Genomic DNA, 22,206 nt, shown 5'->3' with positions numbered 1-22,206 from the left:
GGAAGAACTATGCAAATCCAAGTCAATAGCGATAACCATATTGAAAGCAGCATCCGACTGGAGGAGTGGGTACGAACTACCATTGAGAGCACGCTCGAACGTTATGAAGAAGACCTGACCCGCGTTGAGGTCTACCTGAAGGATGAAAACGGCGATAAGCCCGGCCCCCACGATCTGAGTTGCCGTCTGGAAGCACGGCCAAAGGGCCATCAACCACTGTCGGTCCTGCACAAGGCCGATACGCTGGAACAAGCGATCGATGGCGCGGCGACCAAGCTTGAACATGCGCTGGAACATCTGTACGGCAAACTGCGCGGCAAACCACGCGCCGCAGGGCAGAGCTTGCCGGATACCAAGGCTGACGAGGCCGAGCTGGAAGAGGAATTTCTGGAAAACGAACAGGCTGCGCTTAATAGCTGATAGCTGAGTGTTTTTTCAACCCCAAATAAAACGGGCCTGCATCTGCAGGCCCGTTTTCGTTCAGGGTCGCTGCTGGAAAAAGTACCGGCTCAAGATCGCCAGCCCACACGCACCCAGCCCCGCGAACAGCATGGCCCAGCCGGCGCCGTGGCGCAGTGCGGCCTGGGCATCTGCAGGCGCCAGCACCAGCGCGTCCAGCTTGCCGGCCGCAATGTTCTGGCTGATAGCCGGCCAATCCAACGCCGTGGTGGCAGGCAGCAGGCTGGAGAGGTGATGGCCAATGCCCAGCAGCAGCACCAGCCCCATCAACGCGATGTTGAGGGCCAAGGTGATCAGTCGCGCGCTGAGATCGATACCCGAGGCCATGCCCGCACGGTCAGCCGACACGGCGCCGGTGGTGGTGTTGGTGGTCGGTGAGTTGGTCAGCGCCAGTCCCACGCCCGCTAACACGCAACTGAACAGCACCCAGACGATACTCGGCTGCTGCGCGCCATTGACTGCCGCCATGCTGATAAACCCTGCACCCATCAAACCCAGGCCCAGCGGGATAATACGTTCGGCGCCGTAGCGCAGGGCCAGGCGTTCCGCCAGCGGCGGCACCAGCAAGGTCGGCAGCGTATAAGCCAGCAAGGCCGCGCCGGTGGTCAGCGTGTCGTAGCCCAGGCCGGCCTGGAAGTAGAGTGGCAGGTAGATCATGAAGGGCCAGAAACTGAAATTCATGCCGATCGAACCCATCAGCGCGCCGTTGAAGCGCTGGATGCGGAATACCGAAAAATCGAACATCGGGTGCGGGCTGCGTCGCTCAACCACGACGAACAGCAGCAGTCCGACCAGCGACAAACCGGCCCAGCCGAGCATCGCCGGGCTGCCGAAGCCGTTTTCGCTGCCCTGAGTAATGAAATACACCAAGGCGAACACCGACAGCGTCAAGGTCAGCATGCCGGCGATATCCAGCCGATGGCCGGCCGGGTCGCGGGATTCCTGTACGCTGATGCGCAGCAGCAGCAAGGTCAGCAGCGTGAGCGGCACATGCACCAGGAACACCCAGCGCCAGTCTGCGACCGCCAGAATCAGTGCGCCGACCATCGGCCCGAAGCCCAGGCCCACGCCTGCGATCACGCCCCATATCGCAAAGGCCCGCGCCCGAGCAGCCGGTTCGCGGAACTGGTGCGACAGAATGGCGAACTGGCAGATCATCATCGCCCCGGCGCCTATGCCTTGAACGAAGCGCGCCGCGATCAAGGTGGAGGCATCGTTGGCCAGCCCGCAGGCCAGCGAAGCCAATCCAAACAGCCACAGGCACACCACCAGCATGCGCCGCCGGCCAAAGCGGTCGGCCAACGTACCCGCCGCCATCAAGACGCTGGTGCAGGCCAGGGTGTAGGCGTTCATGATCCATTGCGCATCCTGAAAACCGGTGCCCAGTTGCTGTTCCAGGGTTGGCAGGATGACCGGCACACTGGAGATCTCCAGGCCGAACATCAATGCCACAAGGCACACGGCAGTGAGTGCCAGGCCATCTCTGGCGGTGCGCGGGGCACTGACGGCGGATACGGCGGCGGCGGGCGGCATGGGATATTCCTTTTGCTTGGGGGAGAGCGCTATTCTCGCGGGAGCAGAATTCTTTATTCGTGATAAGTTTTCCTTTGATAAGGGAATTAAGGGCGACAATGAAGCATGGCCACTCCGCGTTTTGATGGTGTTGAGCTCTTTCTGCAAGTCGTCGAGAGCGGCAACCTGACCGAGGCTGCCGAACGACTGAACCTGACGCGTTCGGCCGTGGGTAAAGGCTTGGCGCGCCTGGAAGCGCGCTTGGGCACTCGCCTGTTGCAGCGTTCCACCCGCCGCCAGCGTCTGACTGAAGATGGGCAGGCGTACTACGAACATTGTTTGCGTGCGCTGGCAGAGCTGGAAGCTGCCGAATCGGTGCTGGAGAGCGGCCGGCAACAGCCACGCGGGCGTTTAAGGGCGAGCTTGCCTTTGGCTTTCGGCCATCATTACGCGGCGCCAGCATTGTGGGGGTTGATGGACCGTTACCCGGCGTTGGAGATCGAGATCTCGTTCTCTGACCGATTGATCGATCTCGCACAGGAAGGCTTCGACGTGGCCGTGCGTATTGGTCCGCTGCCGGACACTGACCGCCTGAGTGCGCGTCGCCTGGGCGAACAAGCGGTTGGCCTGGCTGCTTCGCCGGCCTATTTGCAGCGGGTCGGGCCAATCAACGCGATCGACGACCTCGCCGCCCACCGAGGCATTGCCTACCGTTGCAATACCTCGCAGCGCCCCGGTGTGCCTTCGCTGTTGATGCTCGACGACCTCCAGGCCGTGGCCGATGCCGCGATTGCGGGCGTGGGCCTGGCCTGGTTGCCGAGTTGGTTGATTGCGCATTACGTGCTGCGCGGGCAACTGGAAGCGGTACTGCCGAACCACCGCGACCAGCCTGCGCCAATCCACGTAATCTGGCCGACGGCCGCACACATGCCGGCCAAGACGCGCTGTGCCATCGACGCCTTGGTGGCCGGCACCCCGAGTTGCCTGGCAGGCAGTTAGAGCCGGCCCACGTAGATCTAAACGACAAAGCCGATTCCCTGTGGGAGCTGTCGAGCTTTAGCGAGGCTGCGAAAGCGGTGGGTCAGGCAACTTATATGTCGCCCGTGCCGCCGCCTTCGCAGCCTCGCTGGGGCTCGACAGCTCCCACATTTGAGCCTTGTTGCCGGGGGGATTTGTGTATGGCGCGATGGGCCTGCGAACTGAGATCTAACCAACACAACCGATCCCCTGTGGGAGCTGTCGAGCTTTAGCGAGGCTGCGAAAGCGGTGGGTCAGGCAACTTATATCTCGCCTGTGCCGCCGCCTTCGCAGCCTCGCCGGGGCTCGACAGCTCCCACATTGGATCTTTGTTGCTGGGGGGATTTGTGTATGGCGCGATGGGCCTGCGGACTGAGATCTAACTGGCAAAGCCGATCCCCTGTGGGAGCTGTCGAGCTTTAGCGAGGCTGCGAAGGCGGTGGGTCAGGCAACTTATGTGTCGCCAGTGCCGCCGCCTTCGCAGCCTCGCCGGTACCTAAAACGCGATGGAGGTCTGCACGTACACCGTGCGCGGTTCCCCCACGTATTTGCCTTTGTTGTTGTCGTCGAACGAGCGGGTGAAGTACTGCTTGTTGAAGATGTTTTTCCCCCCGACCGCCACATTCAAGTCTTGCAGTTGCGGGCCGAAGTCATACGCCGCGCGGCTGCTGAATAGCATGTAGCCAGGGATGCGTCCGTTGGCGCCGTTGGCGGTTTCCGCCTGGGTGTTGGCGTTGTCGGCGAACTGGCTGCTCTGGTAGCTGCTGTCGAGGTTGAGCTTCCAGCGGCCTTCGGTGTAACCCACGCCCAGGGTGCCTTTGTGCTTGGACGAGAAGGGCACGCGGTTGCCTTTGTTTGGGCCGTCTTCGCGTATGGTCGCGTCCACATAGGCGTAGGTGGCGTACACGTCAAAGCCCGCAAGCGCCGGGCTCAAGCCGTCGAGGGCGTAGTTGATGCTCGACTCAATGCCCTGGTGGCGCGTTTCGCCACGGGCGATCACGGTGTCGTTGGTCTGGTTGCTGTCGTACTGGTTATCGAAGTTGATCAGGAACGCGCCGATTTCCGCACGCAGGTTGCCGTTGTCGTAGCGCGTGCCGAGTTCCCAGGTGCGGGCTTTTTCCGGTTTCACTTCGCCGCTGCTCACGCGGTTGGGCATCTGGCTGTATTGCACGCTGCCGAATGAACCTTCGGTGTTGGCGTAGAGGTTCCAGTCTTCGGTGAGGTGATAGAGCACGTTCAACGCCGGCAGCGCGGTGTTGTAGTCGCCTTTGTATTTGACGTTGCTCAGATTGTTGGTCTGCTGGGATTCGATCATCTCGTAGCGCACGCCCGGCGTGATGGTCCACTTGCCGATATCAATACGGTCATCGATGAAGAACGCGTTGGCTTCGGTGGCGCCACGGGTGTCGCGGTCGTTGCGGCTGTTGGTGTCGGGCAGTTGCTGGTTGGCGCTGATCGGTGTGCGGTAGCGCATCTCGTGGCCGGCTTCGCTGATATAGCGGTAGCCGACGCCCACTTCATGGCTGGTGGGGCCGAGGTCGAAACCTTGGGCGAAGCGTGTTTCCAGGCCGCGTACCCAGTATTCACGCGGGGACAACGACAGGAAGTTGCCCTGGTCCAGGTAGCCATTACGCAAGGTGGTGGTGAAGAAGGTGTTGGCGGTAAATTCGCGGCGATCTTCCTGGTAGCGGTAGCCGGCGTTGAACATGGTGCGGCGGCCCCAGAACTTGTCGTAAGGACGGGTGGACTGGTACGGGTCAGCCTTATAGTCCTTGACGTTCAAACCGCCGGGCATATCGGCCTGGCCTTCGTAGTACTGCGCCATGGCGTTGAAGCTGTTGGCCTCGTCCAACTGGTACTTGCCCTTGAGGATCAGGTCGTCGATGCGCGTGTTGCTGTTTTCGCGCCAGTCGCCGCCACGGGTGCCGGAGTACAGGATTGCGCCACCCAGGCCGTTGTCGGCAGTGCCGCCAGCCAGCAGGTTGCCGGTGGTCTTGAAGCCGTCATGGCTGGAGGACGGGCTGGTCTCGGTCTGCAAACCGCCTTTGACGGTCGGCGCATCCGGGATTGCGCGGGTCACGAAGTTGACGATGCCGCCGACGTTCTGCGGGCCGTAGCGCACGGCACCGCCGCCGCGAACCACGTCGACTGCGTCCATGTTGCCCATGCTGATCGGCGCGAAGGACAGCTGCGGCTGGCCATAGGGCGCGAAAGGCACCGGAATGCCGTCCATCAACACGGTGGAGCGCGAGGCCAGGCGCGGGTTGAGGCCACGAATACCAAAGTTCAGCGCCATGTCATGGCTGCCGGTGCCGTTGTTTTCCGGGGCGTTGACGCCGGGGATGCGGTTGAGCACATCGCGGGCCTGAGTGGCGCCTTGGCGTTCGAATTCTTCGCGGCGGATCACGTCACGGGCGCCGGGGTGCTCGAACACATTGGTTTGCGCCGCGTCGCCAAGCCAGTCGCCGACCACGCTGGAGGTTTGCAGCTCCACGGTCGCAGGCGCACCGGCCGGTTGCAGGCTGTAGGCCTTGTCGCCCTCGGCACGGGCTTGCAGGCCGGTGCCTTCCAGCAATTTTTGCAGGCCTTCGTCGGCGCTGTAATTGCCCGACAAACCACGGCTCTGCAGGCCGGCCGTGACTTGGGAACCGAACGAAATCAGCACGCCGGCTTCGCGACCAAATTGATTCAGCGCCGCTTCCAGCGAGGCCGGTGCGATGTGATACGGCTTGGCCTCGGCCGCCATCACCTGAGGCAGTACGGTGAAACTGAGGCTGGCGCCGAGTAACAGATGGCGCAAGGTGCGGGCGAGAAGGGTCGGCTGCTGGGGCATGACGTGCGGTCCTGAGAAGGAAGGATCAAGGTGGCTTTCCTTCTCTGTCACGCGAGGTGTGGAAAACGGCTCACTGTTATCGAAAAAAATTTCAGGCGCGTGCCTGGACCGTCACCCAGTAACGGGTAAAACGCCGCACTTTGACCGGCAGGCTGACTTCCAGCAGGTCGAGAATGCGCTCGCTGTCGGCCAGCGGATAACTGCCGGACAACAGCAGGTTCGCCACTTGCGGGTCGCAGTTGAGTTGGCCCCGACGATAACGGCCCAGCTCGGTAAGGAAATCTTCCAGGCGCATATGCGCCGCCACCAGCATGCCGTCGGCCCACGCGCCGCTGTTGGCGTCGGTCGGGCGCGGTGTGTCCCAGCCTTTGCGGGTAAAATTGACCTGGCGCGCGGCCTCGACCGTCAACGGCAAACCGCTGTAGCTGTTGGGCATCACCTCGACGTGGCCGTCGAACACCGCAATTTGGGTGTGGTCGTTGAACTGGCGCACGTTCAGCCGGGCGGCCTGGCTGCTGAGCAAACCCTGGCCGGTGAGTACGCGCAGCGGCGTATCGCCTGCGCGTGCAGTCAACAGGATCTCGCCTTCGAGCACGCGAATCAGGCGCTGCTGCCGATCAAAATGCACATCCACCGCACTGCCGGTATTGAGCTGCAACTGGCTGCCATCGGCCAGTTGCACCTTGCGACGCTCGCCGATAGGGCTGCGGTAGTCGGCGCTCAGCGGCGGCAAAATATGCTGTTGGCGCAAACCCCAGGCGGCCGCCGAACCCACGCCCAGAATCAGCAACAGCTTCAGGGCCTGGCGGCGGCTGCTCGATTGCGGCGCGTTCAGCGTCGCGTGAGCGAGAGGCGAGGGCATGCCCCGCAGGCGCTGGTTGACACGCTGTATATGGTCCCACGCGCGCTGATGTTCACTGTGGGCATTCAGCCAGTGCTGCCACGCCGCTTGCTGACGTGGGGTAAGCGCGCCTTGCTGCATTTCCATCAGCCAGTGCACGGCCTGTTCGGCCACTTGCGTGGAAAAGTTCATAGGGCGAAGTAGCAGCGCATCGCTGCTTTATTCAGGTGGCGCTTGACCGTGGCGATGGAGATGCCCAGTTCGGCGCCGATTTGTGCGTAGGTCAGGCCGTCGAGCTGGGCCAGCAGGAAGGCGCGCTTGACCTGCACGGCCAGGCCGTCGAGCAGTTGGTCCAGCTCCACCAGGGTTTGCAGGATGATGGCGCGCTCTTCTTCCGAGGGCGCCACGTGTTCGGGCATCTGCGCGAGGGCGTCGAGGTAAGCGCGTTCCAGGTCCTGGCGGCGGTAGAAGTTGCACAGCACGCGCTTGGCTATGGTGGTGAGGAAGGCACGCGGTTCGATCAGCGTGGGGGCTTCGCGGGCGGTGAGCACACGGATAAAGGTGTCTTGCGCCAGGTCCGCCGCGCTTTGCGGGCAGCCGAGCTTGCGTCGCAACCAGCCGGTAAGCCAGAGGTGATGGTCGTGGTACAGGACTTCGACGGTGTTGGACGGCTGCAACGCGTTCACTCCGAAAGTATCAATGTACTTTAGAGAACAAGAATTGTTCGCATTGTAAGGGGCGTGATACGCATTCGGCAATCCATGCGGGCAGGTGATTCATCCGTTCTCTTTTGCTTATGAGAATATTTATCATTAATATTGCGCACTGATGAATCTGGCGTCTCCCGCATGAAAAGCAAACCCTCACTGCCCGTCACCTACCGGCTCGCCGTCACTTCGCGTGCGCTGGCTGCCGTGGTCGGCGGCTATCTGATGGCGTCCCTGGCCGCCGTGTGCCTGGCGCTGTGGATGCCCACCTCACGCGCCGATGCGGTGATCACCGGGATGATGAGTTCGTTTGTGTTCTATCTGCTGGCCGTCATCTGGTGCTTCGCTTGCCGCACAGCATCGCGCGCCTGGTTTGGCGTGATGCTGCCCAGCGCGTTGTTTGCCACCCTGGCGGGCGTAGGTTTTTGGATGGCACGCACATGAAAGAGGGCTTTCGCCAGGCGATGGCCTGGTTGCACACCTGGGCCGGCTTGATCTTCGGCTGGCTGCTGTTTGCGATATTCCTGACCGGTACCCTGGCCTATTTCAAGGACGAAATTACCCACTGGATGCAGCCCGAAGTGCAGGCGTATCCCTTGGACGAAGCGCGCAGCCTTGCTGCTGCGCAAACCTATCTGCAGCAACAGGCGCCCAACGCCGCGCGCTGGTTTATCACCCTGCCCAACAGCCGCGACCCTGGCCTGTCGGTGATGTGGCAAGACAAGATCGACCCCGGCAAACGCGGCAACTTCATCCAGAAAGTCCTCGATCCCGTGACTGCTGAGCCCGTCCAGGCCCGAGAAAGCATGGGCGGCGATTTTTTCTACCGCTTCCACTTCCAGCTGCAAATGCCTTACCCGTGGGGCCGCTGGCTGTCGACCATCGCCGCCATGGTGATGTTCGTCGCGCTGATCACGGGGATCATCACCCACAAGAAAATCTTCAAGGACTTCTTCACCTTCCGCCCGCGCAAGGGCCAGCGCTCCTGGCTCGACGGGCATAACGCGGTGGGTGTGCTGGTGCTGCCGTTTCACCTGATGATCACCTACAGCAGCCTGGTGATCTTCATGAGCATGGTGATGCCCGCGCCGATCCTCGCCTCGTACGGCAACGACAGCCGCGCGTTCTTTAATGAAGTGTTCCCCAATACTGACAATGCACCGGCGCTCGGCCAGCCGGGCAAGTTGCTACCGTTATGGCCGATGTATGAGCAGGCGCGCACGCAATGGGCCGGTGGGCATGTGGGCCGTTTGGTGGTCAACAACCCTGGCGATGTGAACGCCTCGGTCAATGTGGTGCGCGCCGGCTCCGACCGCGTGGTGCATGACTTTGGCAGCAGCGTGTCATTCAACGGCACCACCGGCGAGTTGCTGCGGGTCAGTGGCGAACAATCGCTGCCGGCGGCGATTGGCGGCAGTTTCTATGGCCTGCACATGGGCCATTTCGCCGGCCCGGTGCTGCGCTGGCTGTACTTTATCTGCGGCCTGGCGGGCACGGCGATGATCGGCACCGGCCTGGTGATCTGGCTGGGCAAGCGCCAGCTCAAGCACGCTAAAACCGGCCTAATGCCGTTTGAACTGCGGCTGGTGGACGTGCTCAACATTGCCAGCATGTCTGGCTTGATGATCGCCATCGCGGCGTTTTTCTGGGCCAACCGACTGTTGCCGGTGAGCTTCGCCGAACGTTCCGATTGGGAAATACAAACCTTCTTTATCGTCTGGGGCCTGAGCCTGCTGCACGCCGTATTGCGCCGTGGTCGCCAGGCTTGGGTCGAGCAACTGAGCTTCGCTGCGCTGCTGTTTGTGGTGATTCCACTGCTCAACGCGCTGACCACCTCACAGCACTTGGGCACGTCATTGGCCAAGGGTGACTGGGCCATGGCCGGCTTCGACCTGACCTGCCTGGCCAGTGGCCTGTTCCTCACCTGGGCGGCGTGGAAAATGCAACACCGCACGCAACCCAAGGCCGAACGCGTGCGGGCAACCACGCTAAAGCAGGAGGCGCACTGAATGCTGCTCGCGCTGTTGATGTGTTACGCCGGGTTTACCGCGTTGTGCCTGGCCACCGACCGCCATCACGGCGAGTTGCTGCACAGCAAGCCGTCGCCCGCGCGGCGTTCAAGCCTGCGCATGGCCGGTTGGTTGTTGCTGAGCGTGTCGATCTGGCCCGCCGTCGCCGCTTCCGGCTGGGCCCAAGGGTTGGTGGAATGGTGCGCGGTGTTGATGCTCAGCGCGCTGGTGCTGGTGTTGCTGTTGCCGTATCGGCCAAGGCTGGCCTTGATCCTGGCGGGCGCCGGCCTGCTGGCCAGCCCTGTCGCGGCCTTCGCCTTATTTTGAGCCTGTGATGATGATCAGCACGCCACCCGAATCCCAGGACAGCCCGCACACCGATGCGGCCGGTGGGCGTGCGCATTTTTTGCAGGTGTTTTTGTCCCAGCGTTCGCAAATGGAAGCCCTGGTCAGTCGCCGAGTGGGGTGTCGCGCCACGGCGGCTGATTTGGTACAGGATCTATTCCTGCGCTTCTGGCGCCGCCCGCTGGTGCAGGTCGAAGAGCTCAGCACTTACTTGCTGCGCTGCGCCGGCAACATCGCCATTGACCACTTGCGCAGCGAAGGCGCCCGCGTGCGCAGCAGCGAAGGCTGGCTGCCGGAGCAGCAGGACCATCAGGGCTGCGAACCCCAGGCGGCGCTCGAAGCGGGCAATGATCTGCGCCATGTCGAAGCCGCCTTGCGCAGCCTGCCGGAGCGCACACGGCAGATTTTTTTGCTTAACCGCATCCATGGCCGCAAGTACGCAGAAATCGCCAGGGCCATGGGCTTGTCCCAAAGCGCCGTGGAAAAACATATGATGCGTGCCCTCGAAGCCTGCAAGGCCAGCCTTCGCGAACCACTGCCCCCACGCACGCCAGGGAAAGCACCGTGAACGTCACCCCCACGCCCGCCCAGGAACAGGCCGCGCTCGACTGGCTGAGCCTGTTGCACGACCAGCCCAGCAGTGGCGACCAAGCCACGTTCAGCCGCTGGTTGCGGGCCGATCCTGCCCACGTCGAGGCCTATTCCCAGGCCCAGGTGTTGTGGGAGTTGAGTGAAGTACCGGCGCGCACACTGGCGGGCGAAGACGCCCTGGCCTTGCAGGGCTACCTCAACGCGATGAACAGCTCCAAACGTTCGCGCACCCTGCGCTGGGCTGGCGCCTTGGCCATGGCCGCGTGCCTGCTGGTGATGGTGTCGATGGGCGCCGGTTGGCAGCCGTCGCGTTGGGTGGATGATTTCGGCGCCGATTACGTGACCGCGCCGGGTGAGGTGAAGACCGTGACCTTGGCCGACCAGTCCCAAGTGACCCTGGATGCCGACAGCGCCATCGCCGTGGATTTCCGCCACGGTGAGCGGCATATCCGGCTGCGTCGCGGTGCCGGTTTTTTCAGCGTGACCCACACCGGCCAGTCCTTTGTGGTCGAGGCCGGCAGCGGCGAAGCACGGGTGTTGGGCACACAGTTCGAAGTGCGCCTGCAACCGGCTGGCGCGCAGGTGACGGTGTTGTCCGGTCGGGTTGGCGTGACGCCATCCAGGCAGGGCCAACAGCAAATTCTGACCGCAGGCCAGCAAGTGGCTTACGCCGACGGTGTGGCCGAAGCGATGCACGCGGTCGACAGTGAATCCCGCCTGGCCTGGCGTGACGGTTGGCTCAATTACTACAAGGCGCCGTTGGCTGACGTGGTCAAGGACCTGAGCCGTTACTATCCGGGGCGCATTCTGTTGCTGAACGATGAGATGGGCGCCAAGCGTGTCAGCGGCAGTTTTCCGAGCAAGGAGCCAGTGGCGGTTTTTAATGCCCTGCAGGCGGTGCTGGGGTTTGAACAGCACTCACTTTTGGGCCGCATGATTGTGTTGCGCTAGACACGAGCGGTTTGCTGGCCACCTTCTTTTACAACTATTTTTCTCGCGATCATTTCCTGCCGGCAGTTACAGGCCAGGTATCACGCTGCCTGTAGATCCTTCACTTAACCTTCATCCTAATTGCCCAAACCTGTCACCAAACCGTTACACGCGCCAAGGATCATCCTCGGATTCCTGAGCAGATGGTCAGGAAGACTGGCATCGCCGTTCACCCGGTTCTGACAGCCAGTCCCGCCCTCCATAACAACAGATAGATGCACGTAAGGGATCTACTTGTGAAGATCAACACACTCTCTGCCCTGCTTTTTGCATCGGGCCTAGGTAGCTTTGCGCCATTGGTTTTGGCAGACACCACACAGGACGTCGGCTCGGTGGACATCGCCGGCAAACAGACCCTGGGCAACGGCCACATGATCCGTGAAGAAAGTGCCAAGACGCGGTCGACGGTGACCAAGGAAGCCATGGACCAGATGTCGTCGACCGCCAACGCCATCGACAAGCTCAAATACACGCCGGGCATCAACGTTTCCAGTGATGACGCCAGTGGCACCAGCGGCACCAACTTCACCATGCGCGGCATGAACTCCGACCAGATCGGGGTTTCCGTCGATGGCGTGCCGATCAACGATTCGGGCAACTACAGCGTCTATTCCAACCAATTGGGCGACCCGGAAAACCTCGCGGAAGTGTTTGCCACCCAAGGCTCTTCGGAAGCCGACGGCCCGCACATCGGCTCCAGCGGCGGCAACATCGGCATGATCACCCTTCGGCCGACCAAAGAAGCCGGGGTGTTTGCCAAGCAGATCGTCGGCGCCAACGACTTGCGCAAGACTTTCGTGCGGGTCAATACCGGTGATTTCGGCGGCCTCAAGACCTGGGTCTCGGCCTCGCACCTGGAAGGCGACAAGTGGCGCGGCAAAGGCACGCTGCGCAGCGACAAGGTCGAGTGGAGCAGCCTGTTTGAAGACGGCAGCGGCAACTCCACACTGGCCACGATCAAGTACAACAACCAGGAAAACTACAACTACAACGCCTTGAGCAAGTCGCAGTTCGACACCGACGGGCGGCGCAAGGATTACTCGGAAACCCCGGTGTACAAGTCCGGTTTGCTGTCGTCTTCCTACAAGCTCAACCGCAACCCCTTCGAAAGCGTCAACGCCACGCTCACCCAGCGCTGGCAGCTGCAGGACAACCTGGCGCTGACGGTCACGCCTTATTACTACTGGGCCAACGGTGGCAGCTTCAGCGGCCAGACCGCGTCGAACCTGGGGCCGAAGTCCGACAAGGCCGGCAACTATGACCTGAGCAACCTCAAGTCGCTCAACTACTACCGCCCTTCGTGGACCGAAACCTGGCGCCCGGGCGTCACCGCCAAAATGAAGTGGGACATCAACGAAGCACACAGCCTGGACTACGGCTATTGGTATGAGCGCGCACGCCAGCGCCAGAGCCAGCCGTTTATCGGCATCAACGGCGAAGGCGCACCCGATGATGTGTGGGGCGACTACAACGGCGGCGGGCAGGTGGTCGACAAGAACGGCGCGACGGTTCAAGGCCGTCATTACTACACCATCACACCGTCGCAAAAGCTCTGGGTGCAGGACAGCTGGCAAGCCACGCCAGACCTGAGTTTTGTCGGCGGCGTGGCCTACCAGTACGTCGAGCGCGACGGCAACAACCTGGGCAGCCTGTACGACAAACCGGAAAAACGTAACACCCGTTACCACCAGTTTCTGCCGAACTTCAGCGCCAAGTACCAGGTCGACGAGAGCAACCAGGCGTTCTACAACGTCACCCGCAACATGCGCACGCCGCCGAACTACGTGCTGTACAACAAGGGCGACTCGGTAAGCCTCAAGCCCGAGTTGAGCTGGAACCAGGAACTGGGCTGGCGCTTCACCGAAGACGATATTGCGCTGAGCGCGACGCTGTTCTACATCAGCTTCAAGGACCGTCAGTTGTCGACCACCGACCTCAACGGCGACTACGCGGTGATCAACGTCGGCAAAGTCGACAACAAAGGCCTGGAGCTGGAGTGGAGCGGGCTGTTGCCGCATCACTTCAACTACTACGCGTCCTACACCTACACCCAGTCGGAACAGAAAGACAATCTGCTCAGCAAGAACGTGTTGTTGCCCACCGCCGGCAAGCAACTGGCCAACGTGCCGGAAAACATGTTCAACCTGGTGTTTGGCTACGACGACTCGCGTTTCTACGGCAACGTGGCGGGCAAATACGTCGGCAGTTTCTACGGCGATTTGACCAACGACGAAAAAATCTCCGGGCGCACTGTGGTGGACCTGAATGCCGGTATCTACTTGCCGGTGGACAAGAAGGTGATCAAGTCTGCGACCTTGCGGCTGTCGATGCTTAACGTGTTCGACAAGGAATACCTGAGTTCGGCGCGCACCGTGTCGTTCAACTCGGCGCCGGTAAACGGCCTGGCGCCGAGTACGGCGTATTACAACGTGGGTGAGGAGCGTACGGCGATGGTGTCGCTGGAAGCTAACTTCTAAAGACGCTGCAGAACTGAATGTGGGAGCGGGCTTTTTGTGGGAGCTGGCTTGCCTGCGATGCAGGCAGCTCGGTCTGTCAGTTACTGCGCGGTGATGCTATCGCAGGCAAGCCAGCTCCCACACAAGCCAGCTCCCACACAAACGGGCTCATGCAACGGCGGGGTTACTTCAAGGCAGCCATAATCGCTTCCGGGTTGTAATCGCGAATGAGCGTACCATTGACCTCCACAAACGGAATCCCGCCGCCGCCCAGCGCCTCATACGCCTTGCGCGCCTGGGCATCCTTCTCGATATCGAACGCTTGGTACGGCACGCCTTTCTGGTCCAGAAAACGCCGTATCTGCTTGCAGTAGCCGCACCACTCGGTGGAGTAGAGCACCACGCGCGCCGAGGCGCGTACCTGCTCCGAAACCACCTGCGAGGGGTTGAACAGCCGCTCGATCTTGCCCCAGTTCTGGATGGCAACCACCACCAGCAACACCAACAGGACTTTCTTGAGTACCCCGCCGAGCATCAGTTGCGGCGCTTGAGCTGGTCGGTCAGTTGGGTCGGCAGGCCCTTGATGATCAACGTGCCGGCGGCTTCGTCGTATTCGATCTTGTCACCCAGCAGGTGCGCTTCAAAGCTGATGGACAGGCCTTCAGCGCGGCCGGTGAAGCGGCGGAACTGGTTGAGGGTGCGTTTGTCGGCCGGAATTTCCGGTGACAGGCCGTAATCCTTGTTGCGGATATGGTCGTAGAACGCTTTTGGCCGATCTTCATCGATCAAGCCCGAGAGTTCTTCAAGGCCCATGGGCTCGCCAAGCTTGGCCTGGCTGCTGGCGTAGTCAACCAGGGTTTTGGTCTTTTCGCGGGCGGACTCGTCCGGCAGGTCTTCGCTCTCAACAAAGTCGCTGAAGGCCTTGAGCAGGGTGCGGGTCTCGCCCGGGCCGTCGACGCCTTCCTGGCAGCCAATAAAGTCGCGGAAGTACTCCGAGACCTTCTTGCCGTTCTTGCCCTTGATAAACGAGATGTACTGCTTGGACTGCTTGTTGTTCTGCCACTCGGAGACGTTGATGCGCGCCGCCAGGTGCAACTGGCCCAGATCCAGGTGGCGCGACGGGGTCACGTCCAGCTCATCGGTCACTGCCACGCCTTCGCTGTGGTGCAGCAGGGCGATGGCCAGGTAATCGGTCATGCCTTGTTGATAGTGGGCAAACAGCACGTGGCCGCCGGTGGAGAGGTTGGACTCCTCCATCAGCTTTTGCAGGTGCTCGACCGCCGTGCGGCTGAAGGTGGTGAAATCCTGGCCACCGTCGAAATACTCCTTCAACCAGCCGCTGAACGGGTGCGCGCCGGACTCGGCATGGAAGAAACCCCAGGCCTTGCCTTGTTTGGCGTTGTAGCTCTCGTTGAGGTCGGCCAGCATGTTCTCGATGGCGGCGGATTCGGACAGCTCCGAATCGCGGGCATGCAGAACTGCAGGTGTGCCGTCGGGTTTTTTGTCGATCAGGTGAACAATGCAATGACGGATCGGCATAGGCTTCTCGGCTGGTTGAAGGGGAGCGGTGGGCCTCCCCCAAAAGTCGCCCAGTGTACCGCACCCATTGACCAAGACGCGCCTGCAAGGCAGTTTTGCACGACCTCCGACGGCCCATATGCCTTTTTTTCACGGTTTAGAGCGATAAAGCTGACCAAATGGGTATGTTGAGGCGGATATTTCCCCGTCTCTGTGCTAGTTTTGCCCCGTCTTACGCCAAGTCTCGGCGTTAAGCGTGCATTCAGCATCTGTCAGGTCGAACCAATCCCCGTTTCAAGCATCTATAACCCCGATCTCCGTGGTTGTAGGCCTGGGGTGCCAGGCCATGACGGTCGGGCTCGACGGCTGACACTGCACTCTGCAATCCATATGAATTTGATAGGGAAGGAACACCACAATGGCTATTACTAAAGACCAACTGATCGCTGACCTGGCTGAAGCAGTAGACGCACCGAAAACCACCGTGCGCGCTCTGCTGGACCAACTGAGCCAAGTTGTTGCTGATCAGCTGGAAAACGGCGGCGAAATCACTTTGCCAGGCGTTGGCAAACTGAAAGTGACCGAGCGTCCAGCCCGTACTGGCCGTAACCCTTCGACTGGCGCTGCCATCGAAATCGCTGCCAAGAAAGTTATCAAGCTGGTTGTGGCCAAAGGCCTGACCGACGCTGTTAACAAGTAAGACGCAGCAAAAAAAACCGTGCCTCGGAGCGATCCGGGCACGGTTTTTTGTTGCCTGCGATGTGTGCAGGGCTTTCTGTGGCTAGTCGCGAACCCAGCGCTGGCGCCAGATCTGCTGCTCGTTCTTGGTCTGGAAGGTCCAGGCCACAAAACGGCTTTGCTTCTGGCCCTGGGACATCTCCACCACCTGGCTTTCCAGCACGCCGGCTTTTTTCAGGGCTGTCTCGATCGCTGGCAAGTTCGACGCTTTTGACACCAGTGTGCTGAACCACAGCACCTTGTGAGCAAAGTGCGCGCTCTCGGCGATCAACTGCGTCACAAAACGCGCTTCGCCACCTTCACACCACAGCTCCGCCGATTGACCGCCGAAGTTCAGCACCGGCAGCTTGCGCTTGGGATCGGCCTTGCCCAGCGCACGCCATTTGCGCTCGCTGCCCTTGGTGGCTTCGTCCATGGACGCGTGGAACGGCGGGTTGCACATGGTCAGGTCAAAGCGCTCACCCGGCTCCAGCAAGCCCAGCAGGATCTGCTTGGGGTTGGGCTGCTGGCGCAACTGGATGACCTTGCTCAGGTCATTGGACTGCACGATGGCCTTGGCGGCGGCCACCGCGATAGGGTCGACCTCGGAGCCGAGGAAATTCCAGCGGTACTCCATATAGCCGATCAGCGGGTAGACGCAGTTGGCGCCCATGCCGATGTCCAGCACCTTGACGATGGAGCCGCGTGGAATCTTGCCGTCGTTGACGCTGGCCAGCAGGTCGGCGAGGAAGTGCACATAGTCGGCACGCCCCGGTACCGGCGGACAGAGGTAATCCTGCGGGATATCCCAATGCTGGATGCCATAGAACGACTTGAGCAGTGCCCGGTTGAACACCCGCACCGCGTCCGGGCTGGCGAAGTCGATGCTCTCTTTGCCATACGGGTTGATGATCACGAATTTCGCCAGTTCCGGCGTGGTCTTGATCAGCGCCGGGAAGTCGTAACGGCCTGTGTGGCGGTTGCGCGGGTGCAGGGTAGCCTCTTTGCGCGGCGCGACGGGCTTGGTCGGGGCGGCGGTTTTAGGCTTCTTGCGCGGGGGCTTGGGTGTGCTGGGGGCGGTCATGTTGATTCTGGTGTGGGCTCAAAGTGGTGGGTATTGTCACACATTCCGAAGTTGACCTCGGTTTAAATGTGGGAACGGGCTTGCTCGCGAATGCGGTGTGTCAGTCACTGAATGTGCTTCTGACACACCGCATTCGCGAGCAAGCCCGCTCCCACCCTGATTGGGTTTTCAACCCCCCAGAAAAAAGAGACCCGAAGGTCTCTTTTTTCACACAGTTTCCAGCTTACAGACTGGAAATCCGCGCATGTTGCTCGGCCAGTTTGCCCAAAGCCTGTTCCGCTTCAGCCAACTTGGCACGCTCCTTATCGATCACCTCAGCCGGCGCCTTGTCGACAAACGCCGCGTTGGACAGCTTGCCGCCCACCCGCTGCACTTCCCCTTGCAGGCGCGCGATTTCCTTATCAAGACGCGCCAGCTCAGCGCCCTTGTCGATCAAACCGGCCATGGGCACCAGCACTTCCATCTCGCCAACCAATGCAGTGGCAGACAGCGGTGCATCTTCATCGGTAGCCAACACGGTGATCGACTCCAGCTTCGCCAGCTTCTTGAGCAGCGCATCGTTCTCGGTGAGGCGACGCTGATCTTCGGCACTGGCGTTCTTCACAAACACTGCCAACGGCTTGCCCGGCCCGATGTTCATCTCGGCACGGATGTTACGCGTGCCCATCATCAGGGTCTTGAGCCATTCGATATCACTTTCGGCCGCCTCATCGATGCGCGCTTCATTGGCCACCGGCCAAGGTTGCAGCATGATGGTCTTGCCTTCGATACCGGCCAGCGGCGCGATGCGCTGCCAGATCTCTTCGGTGATGAACGGCATGAACGGGTGCGCCAGGCGCAGCGCCACTTCGAGTACGCGCACCAGGGTGCGGCGGGTGCCGCGCTGGCGTTCGATCGGCGAGTTTTCGTCCCACAGCACGGGCTTGGACAGTTCCAGGTACCAGTCGCAATACTGGTTCCAGATGAACTCGTACAAGGCCTGTGCGGCCAGGTCGAAACGGAACTGGTCGAGTTGGCGGGTCACTTCGGCTTCGGTGCGCTGCAACTGCGAGATGATCCAGCGATCGGCCAGGCTCAGTTCGACGGCTTCGCCGTTCTGACCGCAGTCTTCGCCTTTATCCAGCACGTAGCGTGCGGCGTTCCAGATCTTGTTGCAGAAGTTGCGATAGCCTTCGACGCGGCCCATGTCGAACTTGATGTCGCGACCGGTGGACGCCAACGAGCAGAAGGTGAAACGCAGGGCGTCGGTGCCGTAGCTGGCGATGCCGTCGGCGAACTCGTCGCGGGTCTGCTTCTCGATCTTCTTCGCCAGTTTCGGCTGCATCAGGCCCGAGGTGCGTTTCTGCACCAGGGTTTCCAGGTCGATGCCGTCGATGATGTCCAGCGGGTCCAGGACGTTGCCCTTGGACTTGGACATCTTCTGGCCCTGGCCATCACGCACCAGGCCGTGCACGTACACGGTCTTGAACGGTACTTGCGGCGTGCCGTCTTCGTTCTTCACCAAGTGCATGGTGAGCATGATCATCCGGGCAACCCAGAAGAAAATGATATCGAAACCGGTAACCAGCACGTCGGTGGAGTGGAATTTCTTCAGGAACTCGGTCTGCTGTGGCCAGCCCAGGGTCGAGAAGGTCCACAAGCCCGAGCTGAACCAGGTGTCGAGTACGTCGTTGTCCTGTTGCAGGGCGATGTCCGCGCCGAGGTTGTGCTTGGCACGCACTTCGGCTTCATCGCGACCGACATAGACCTTGCCCGACTCGTCGTACCAGGCCGGAATGCGGTGGCCCCACCACAGTTGACGGCTGATGCACCAATCCTGGATGTCACGCATCCACGAGAAGTACATGTTTTCGTACTGTTTAGGCACGAACTGGATGCGGCCGTCTTCCACGGCAGCAATCGCCGGCTCGGCCAATGGTTTGGTGGACACGTACCATTGGTCGGTCAGCCACGGCTCGATCACCGTGCCGGAACGGTCGCCCTTCGGCACTTTGAGGCCGTGGTCGTCAACACTCACCAGCAAACCGGCGGCGTCAAACGCAGCAACGATCTGCTTGCGCGCTTCGAAACGGTCGAGGCCGGCGTATTCGGTCGGGATCTTGCCGTCGATGCTGTCGTTCAGCGTGCCGTCCAGGTTGAACACCTGGCAGGCCGGCAATACCGCGGCATTTTTGTCGAAGATGTTCAGCAGCGGCAGGTTGTGGCGCTTGCCGACTTCGTAGTCGTTGAAATCGTGGGCCGGGGTGATTTTCACGCAGCCGGTGCCGAATTCAGGGTCGCAGTAGTCGTCCGCGATGATCGGGATACGACGGCCAACCAGCGGCAGCTCAACGAATTTGCCGATCAGCGCCTGGTAGCGCTCGTCGTTCGGGTTAACTGCAACGGCGGCGTCGCCGAGCATGGTTTCCGGGCGGGTAGTGGCGACGATCAGGTAGTCGTTGCCCTCAGCGGTCTTGGCGCCATCGGCCAGCGGGTACTTGAGGTTCCAGAGGAAGCCTTTCTCGTCGTGGTTTTCCACTTCGAGGTCGGAAATTGCCGTGTGCAACTTGGTGTCCCAGTTGACCAGGCGCTTGCCGCGGTAGATCAGGCCGTCTTCATGCAGGCGCACGAAGGCCTCTTTCACCGACTCCGACAGGCCGTCGTCCATGGTGAAGCGCTCGCGGCTCCAGTCCACAGACGAACCCAGGCGACGGATCTGACGGCTGATATTGCCGCCGGATTGATCTTTCCATTCCCAGATTTTTTCCAGGAATTTCTCGCGGCCCAAGTCGTGACGGTTCTGGCCGGTGGCTTCCAGCTGGCGTTCCACCAGCATTTGCGTGGCGATACCGGCGTGGTCGGTACCCGGTTGCCACAGGGTGTTGCGGCCCTGCATGCGGCGGAAACGGATCAACGCATCCATGATCGCATTGTTGAAGCCATGGCCCATGTGCAGGCTGCCAGTGACGTTCGGTGGCGGAATCATGATGGTGTAGGACTCGCCCGCGCCTTGCGGGGCGAAATAGTTCTCGGACTCCCAGGTGTTGTACCAGGAAGTTTCAATGGCGTGCGGCTGGTAGGTCTTATCCATGCGCGGCGGGACCCTATTGGCATTTATTCAGGAAAAGCCGGGAAGTATAGCGGGGATGAGCCAGCGCGCGTAGGGCGAGGTGATGGGCGATGTAAAAAACTGCATCACCCGGTTGAACTCAATGTGGATTACACAGGCTGGCACTCTCTTTTTGAGCAAGGGCAATTGTTACGTAAGCCCATTCTGGCAATACGCTGCTGTTCAGGCCGATTTAGCCCCGTGAAATGGGCGCTTGGTCGCTGGTACCGCACGCTGAGTCATTGTGCTTCGCGCGTCACCAGCTACCGTGCGACCAGACTGGTTTATGTTTTGCTCACGGTCAGGGTGACGCCACTCCAGCCTGACACCTGTGTATCGTTGGCATCAAACTCTGCGATAGCGAGGGATGTCGACTCGGGGTACAGATCCTGACTCAATTGCAGTTGCCAATCGCCATTGCTGTGTGCTTTGGGTTTTCCAAACAGAACGGAGCCACCACTGAGGTAAACATAAACAATGGCATTGGCCGCCGCTTTGCCGGTGAGCAATGGGCGAAGTGAGTCTACGGTGGTGGAGCTGGTGATTTGAGGCGTGCTTCCAGGGGGTAGGGCGGTGCTGGTTTGTGTCTTGCTCACGGTCAGGGTGACGCCACTCCAGCCTGACACCTGTGTATCGTTGGCATCAAACTCTGCGATAGCGAGGGATGTCGACTCGGGGTACAGATCCTGACTCAATTGCAGTTGCCAATCGCCATTGCTGTCTGCTTTGGGTTTTCCAAACAGAACGGAGCCACCACTGAGGTAAACATAAACAATGGCATTGGCCGCCGCTTTGCCGGTGAGCAATGGGCGAAGTGAGTCTACAGTGGTGGCGCTGGTGATTTGAGGCGTGCTTCCAGGGGGTAGGGCGGAGCCAGTGCTGGTTTTCAATAAAACCGTCAACTGCACACCCACCCAAGGCGATAGGGCATTGCCCCCGGCATCATTCGCGATCAACGCAAGGTCCACCCAGTTATTGGCATCAACGACAAGGTCAGTAGTCGGCGTGGCTTCCCAATAGCCATTACTGTCCGCACCCACTGAAGCGTAGTAAACGCTGCCACCCGAATGGGCAATCACGACAGTCGCATTCGGTGGTGCCGTCCCTTTAAGCTGCGGGCGAAGGGAGTCAACGATAGTCAGGCTGGTGAGAACGGGGGAGTTATCTGACTCAGAGGGTCCGCTTCCGGCTATTTGAGGAAGAGAGCCAACGTGAAAAGGAAGATTGGGTGCATACCCTTGGCTCAGGTCGTAATAGGCGGTAACTGAATAGGGGCCAAAAGGCAGTGCTATTTTGGATTGGGTCAGCCAATTGCCGTTTGCATCGACGGTTGTTTGTGCAACGACTAGATCGGTATTTGATTGGCATATGGTGACAGGTTGGCCTGGAATTCCTTCGCCGAAGAAAATCGGGAATTGCGCAGCTGTCCATTCGGTAATTGGATAAAACTGAGTAGGAACGCCCATCATCTAAATCTCCGACAAGGAATAATTTCAGATGAGCTTTGGGCCAAATCGCTGGTGCATCTACTGTTAGAAATACCAGTTACGACAGGTGGTCATGTCATGATGTGAGTGGATGCATGCCCTCCTTGGCACCGACCGCGTCGCGACATAGGCATTCTGGACAGGCATCCTGGATCAAGACTGATACTGATTGAGCAACCGCTCCATACGCGCATCCATCCGCCGTTTGATCTCGGCTTCAATATGCGGTGCAAAGTCGTCGATCACATCCTGCATGATCAGTTGCGCGGCGGCGCGCAGTTCGTTGTCCAGGTGCAGAAGCAAGGCGTCAGGCGCCTTTTCGACGGTCGGCGCGGCAGGCACGGGTTCAACAACCGGGGCTGCAGCAACCGGCGCCGGCGCGGCGGGTTTGCCACCGACCATGTCGAACAACAGCGGAATCTGTACTTCGCTCTCGACCGATTCGGTCAGCAGCGGCGGTTGCAACTCATCATCACCGAGCAATTGACGGATCGACTCCAGGTCGTCCAGCAAGTGGTCGTCTTTTTTCAGCGGGTTTGGAGTGTCCATCGT

Annotated in this window: 19 protein-coding genes; 9 read left to right on the top strand and 10 right to left on the bottom strand. The window is 60.5% G+C overall.

Annotation, left to right across the window (positions count from 1 at the left end):
• The first annotated feature begins 9 nt into the window (after positions 1-9).
• Positions 10-420, top strand: a complete 411-nt coding sequence (locus AOA59_RS04345; protein WP_017135168.1) for an HPF/RaiA family ribosome-associated protein — start codon at positions 10-12, stop codon at positions 418-420.
• A 60-nt stretch (positions 421-480) separates the two neighbouring features.
• Here AOA59_RS04345 and AOA59_RS04340 read toward each other — a convergent pair whose 3' ends face one another.
• Entirely contained in the window at positions 481-1,992 is a 1,512-nt protein-coding gene (locus AOA59_RS04340; RefSeq protein ID WP_099486097.1) for an MFS transporter, read from the bottom strand.
• A gap of 105 nt (positions 1,993-2,097) precedes the next feature.
• On the opposite strand from AOA59_RS04340, the gene AOA59_RS04335 reads away from it, so the two are divergent.
• Positions 2,098-2,970: a LysR family transcriptional regulator gene (locus AOA59_RS04335; protein WP_069786142.1), complete on the top strand. Its 873-nt coding sequence runs from the start codon at positions 2,098-2,100 to the stop codon at positions 2,968-2,970.
• A 514-nt stretch (positions 2,971-3,484) separates the two neighbouring features.
• On the opposite strand, the gene fecA is transcribed toward AOA59_RS04335, so the two are convergent.
• From fecA to AOA59_RS04320, 3 genes are all read right to left on the bottom strand, one after another.
• A complete protein-coding gene (fecA, locus tag AOA59_RS04330; protein WP_099486096.1) occupies positions 3,485-5,821 on the bottom strand; it encodes a TonB-dependent Fe(3+) dicitrate receptor FecA in 2,337 nt (778 codons plus the stop codon).
• A gap of 91 nt (positions 5,822-5,912) precedes the next feature.
• Entirely contained in the window at positions 5,913-6,854 is a 942-nt protein-coding gene (locus tag AOA59_RS04325; protein WP_099486094.1) for a FecR domain-containing protein, read from the bottom strand.
• Positions 6,851-7,339, bottom strand: a complete 489-nt coding sequence (locus AOA59_RS04320) for a sigma-70 family RNA polymerase sigma factor (RefSeq protein WP_099486313.1) — start codon at positions 7,337-7,339, stop codon at positions 6,851-6,853. The genes AOA59_RS04325 and AOA59_RS04320 overlap by 4 nt, the downstream gene beginning before the upstream one ends.
• Before the next feature lie 171 nt (positions 7,340-7,510).
• Between AOA59_RS04320 and AOA59_RS04315 the strand changes: the two genes are divergently transcribed.
• From AOA59_RS04315 to AOA59_RS04290, 6 genes are all read left to right on the top strand, one after another.
• Complete coding sequence (locus tag AOA59_RS04315; protein ID WP_056858902.1) at positions 7,511-7,813, top strand: DUF3649 domain-containing protein; 303 nt, start codon at positions 7,511-7,513, stop codon at positions 7,811-7,813.
• Positions 7,810-9,378: a PepSY domain-containing protein gene (locus AOA59_RS04310; RefSeq protein WP_099486092.1), complete on the top strand. Its 1,569-nt coding sequence runs from the start codon at positions 7,810-7,812 to the stop codon at positions 9,376-9,378. Before AOA59_RS04315 ends, AOA59_RS04310 begins: the two co-directional genes overlap by 4 nt.
• Positions 9,379-9,705, top strand: a complete 327-nt coding sequence (locus tag AOA59_RS04305; protein ID WP_099486090.1) for a DUF3325 domain-containing protein — start codon at positions 9,379-9,381, stop codon at positions 9,703-9,705.
• 7 nt (positions 9,706-9,712) lie between these two features.
• The gene (locus tag AOA59_RS04300) at positions 9,713-10,291 is read left to right on the top strand and encodes an RNA polymerase sigma factor (protein ID WP_099486088.1); all 579 of its coding nucleotides are present in this window, start codon (positions 9,713-9,715) and stop codon (positions 10,289-10,291) included.
• On the top strand, positions 10,288-11,265 hold the full coding sequence (locus tag AOA59_RS04295) for a FecR family protein (RefSeq protein WP_099486086.1): 978 nt from the start codon (positions 10,288-10,290) through the stop codon (positions 11,263-11,265). Before AOA59_RS04300 ends, AOA59_RS04295 begins: the two co-directional genes overlap by 4 nt.
• A 275-nt stretch (positions 11,266-11,540) precedes the next feature.
• The gene (locus tag AOA59_RS04290; RefSeq protein ID WP_099486084.1) at positions 11,541-13,781 is read left to right on the top strand and encodes a TonB-dependent receptor; all 2,241 of its coding nucleotides are present in this window, start codon (positions 11,541-11,543) and stop codon (positions 13,779-13,781) included.
• A 163-nt stretch (positions 13,782-13,944) separates the two neighbouring features.
• On the opposite strand, the gene AOA59_RS04280 is transcribed toward AOA59_RS04290, so the two are convergent.
• Together AOA59_RS04280 and yejK are read right to left on the bottom strand one after the other, a co-directional pair.
• Positions 13,945-14,295, bottom strand: coding sequence for a glutaredoxin family protein (locus tag AOA59_RS04280; protein WP_099486080.1), 351 nt, complete (start codon positions 14,293-14,295; stop codon positions 13,945-13,947).
• Positions 14,295-15,299 (bottom strand): nucleoid-associated protein YejK, encoded by a 1,005-nt coding sequence (yejK, locus tag AOA59_RS04275; protein WP_003171997.1) that lies wholly within the window; start codon positions 15,297-15,299, stop codon positions 14,295-14,297. Before yejK ends, AOA59_RS04280 begins: the two co-directional genes overlap by 1 nt.
• Positions 15,300-15,696: 397 nt before the next feature.
• Between yejK and AOA59_RS04270 the strand changes: the two genes are divergently transcribed.
• Entirely contained in the window at positions 15,697-15,978 is a 282-nt protein-coding gene (locus AOA59_RS04270; protein WP_003188840.1) for an HU family DNA-binding protein, read from the top strand.
• Positions 15,979-16,059: 81 nt separating this feature from the next.
• Here AOA59_RS04270 and rlmF read toward each other — a convergent pair whose 3' ends face one another.
• The 4 genes from rlmF to AOA59_RS04250 form a co-directional block, all read right to left on the bottom strand.
• Complete coding sequence (rlmF, locus tag AOA59_RS04265) at positions 16,060-17,079, bottom strand: 23S rRNA (adenine(1618)-N(6))-methyltransferase RlmF (RefSeq protein WP_099486079.1); 1,020 nt, start codon at positions 17,077-17,079, stop codon at positions 16,060-16,062.
• 223 nt (positions 17,080-17,302) lie between these two features.
• Complete coding sequence (locus AOA59_RS04260; protein WP_099486077.1) at positions 17,303-20,149, bottom strand: valine--tRNA ligase; 2,847 nt, start codon at positions 20,147-20,149, stop codon at positions 17,303-17,305.
• Between the two features lie 302 nt (positions 20,150-20,451).
• A complete protein-coding gene (locus AOA59_RS04255; RefSeq protein ID WP_143522753.1) occupies positions 20,452-21,636 on the bottom strand; it encodes a hypothetical protein in 1,185 nt (394 codons plus the stop codon).
• A 171-nt stretch (positions 21,637-21,807) separates the two neighbouring features.
• Entirely contained in the window at positions 21,808-22,203 is a 396-nt protein-coding gene (locus tag AOA59_RS04250; protein WP_099486073.1) for a DNA polymerase III subunit chi, read from the bottom strand.
• Between the last annotated feature and the right edge of the window lie 3 nt (positions 22,204-22,206).

Source organism: Pseudomonas sp. 2822-15 (assembly GCF_002742515.1).
Taxonomy (GTDB): Bacteria; Pseudomonadota; Gammaproteobacteria; order Pseudomonadales; family Pseudomonadaceae; genus Aquipseudomonas; species Aquipseudomonas salomonii.
Note: the sequence above shows the minus strand (reverse complement) of the source record. Positions and strands in the feature narration are given on the sequence as shown.

What these genes read in the sequence shown, in the direction of transcription:
- yejK (WP_003171997.1), bottom strand. Translation starts at nt 15,299, where the DNA reads ATGCCGATCCGTCATTGCATTGTTCACCTGATCGACAAAAAACCCGAC.
- AOA59_RS04315 (WP_056858902.1), top strand. Translation starts at nt 7,511, where the DNA reads ATGAAAAGCAAACCCTCACTGCCCGTCACCTACCGGCTCGCCGTCACT.
- AOA59_RS04340 (WP_099486097.1), bottom strand. Translation starts at nt 1,992, where the DNA reads ATGCCGCCCGCCGCCGCCGTATCCGCCGTCAGTGCCCCGCGCACCGCC.
- AOA59_RS04305 (WP_099486090.1), top strand. Translation starts at nt 9,379, where the DNA reads ATGCTGCTCGCGCTGTTGATGTGTTACGCCGGGTTTACCGCGTTGTGC.
- fecA (WP_099486096.1), bottom strand. Translation starts at nt 5,821, where the DNA reads ATGCCCCAGCAGCCGACCCTTCTCGCCCGCACCTTGCGCCATCTGTTA.
- AOA59_RS04280 (WP_099486080.1), bottom strand. Translation starts at nt 14,295, where the DNA reads ATGCTCGGCGGGGTACTCAAGAAAGTCCTGTTGGTGTTGCTGGTGGTG.
- AOA59_RS04300 (WP_099486088.1), top strand. Translation starts at nt 9,713, where the DNA reads ATGATGATCAGCACGCCACCCGAATCCCAGGACAGCCCGCACACCGAT.
- rlmF (WP_099486079.1), bottom strand. Translation starts at nt 17,079, where the DNA reads ATGACCGCCCCCAGCACACCCAAGCCCCCGCGCAAGAAGCCTAAAACC.
- AOA59_RS04260 (WP_099486077.1), bottom strand. Translation starts at nt 20,149, where the DNA reads ATGGATAAGACCTACCAGCCGCACGCCATTGAAACTTCCTGGTACAAC.
- AOA59_RS04335 (WP_069786142.1), top strand. Translation starts at nt 2,098, where the DNA reads ATGGCCACTCCGCGTTTTGATGGTGTTGAGCTCTTTCTGCAAGTCGTC.
- AOA59_RS04345 (WP_017135168.1), top strand. Translation starts at nt 10, where the DNA reads ATGCAAATCCAAGTCAATAGCGATAACCATATTGAAAGCAGCATCCGA.
- AOA59_RS04310 (WP_099486092.1), top strand. Translation starts at nt 7,810, where the DNA reads ATGAAAGAGGGCTTTCGCCAGGCGATGGCCTGGTTGCACACCTGGGCC.
- AOA59_RS04255 (WP_143522753.1), bottom strand. Translation starts at nt 21,636, where the DNA reads ATGATGGGCGTTCCTACTCAGTTTTATCCAATTACCGAATGGACAGCT.
- AOA59_RS04325 (WP_099486094.1), bottom strand. Translation starts at nt 6,854, where the DNA reads ATGAACTTTTCCACGCAAGTGGCCGAACAGGCCGTGCACTGGCTGATG.
- AOA59_RS04270 (WP_003188840.1), top strand. Translation starts at nt 15,697, where the DNA reads ATGGCTATTACTAAAGACCAACTGATCGCTGACCTGGCTGAAGCAGTA.
- AOA59_RS04250 (WP_099486073.1), bottom strand. Translation starts at nt 22,203, where the DNA reads ATGGACACTCCAAACCCGCTGAAAAAAGACGACCACTTGCTGGACGAC.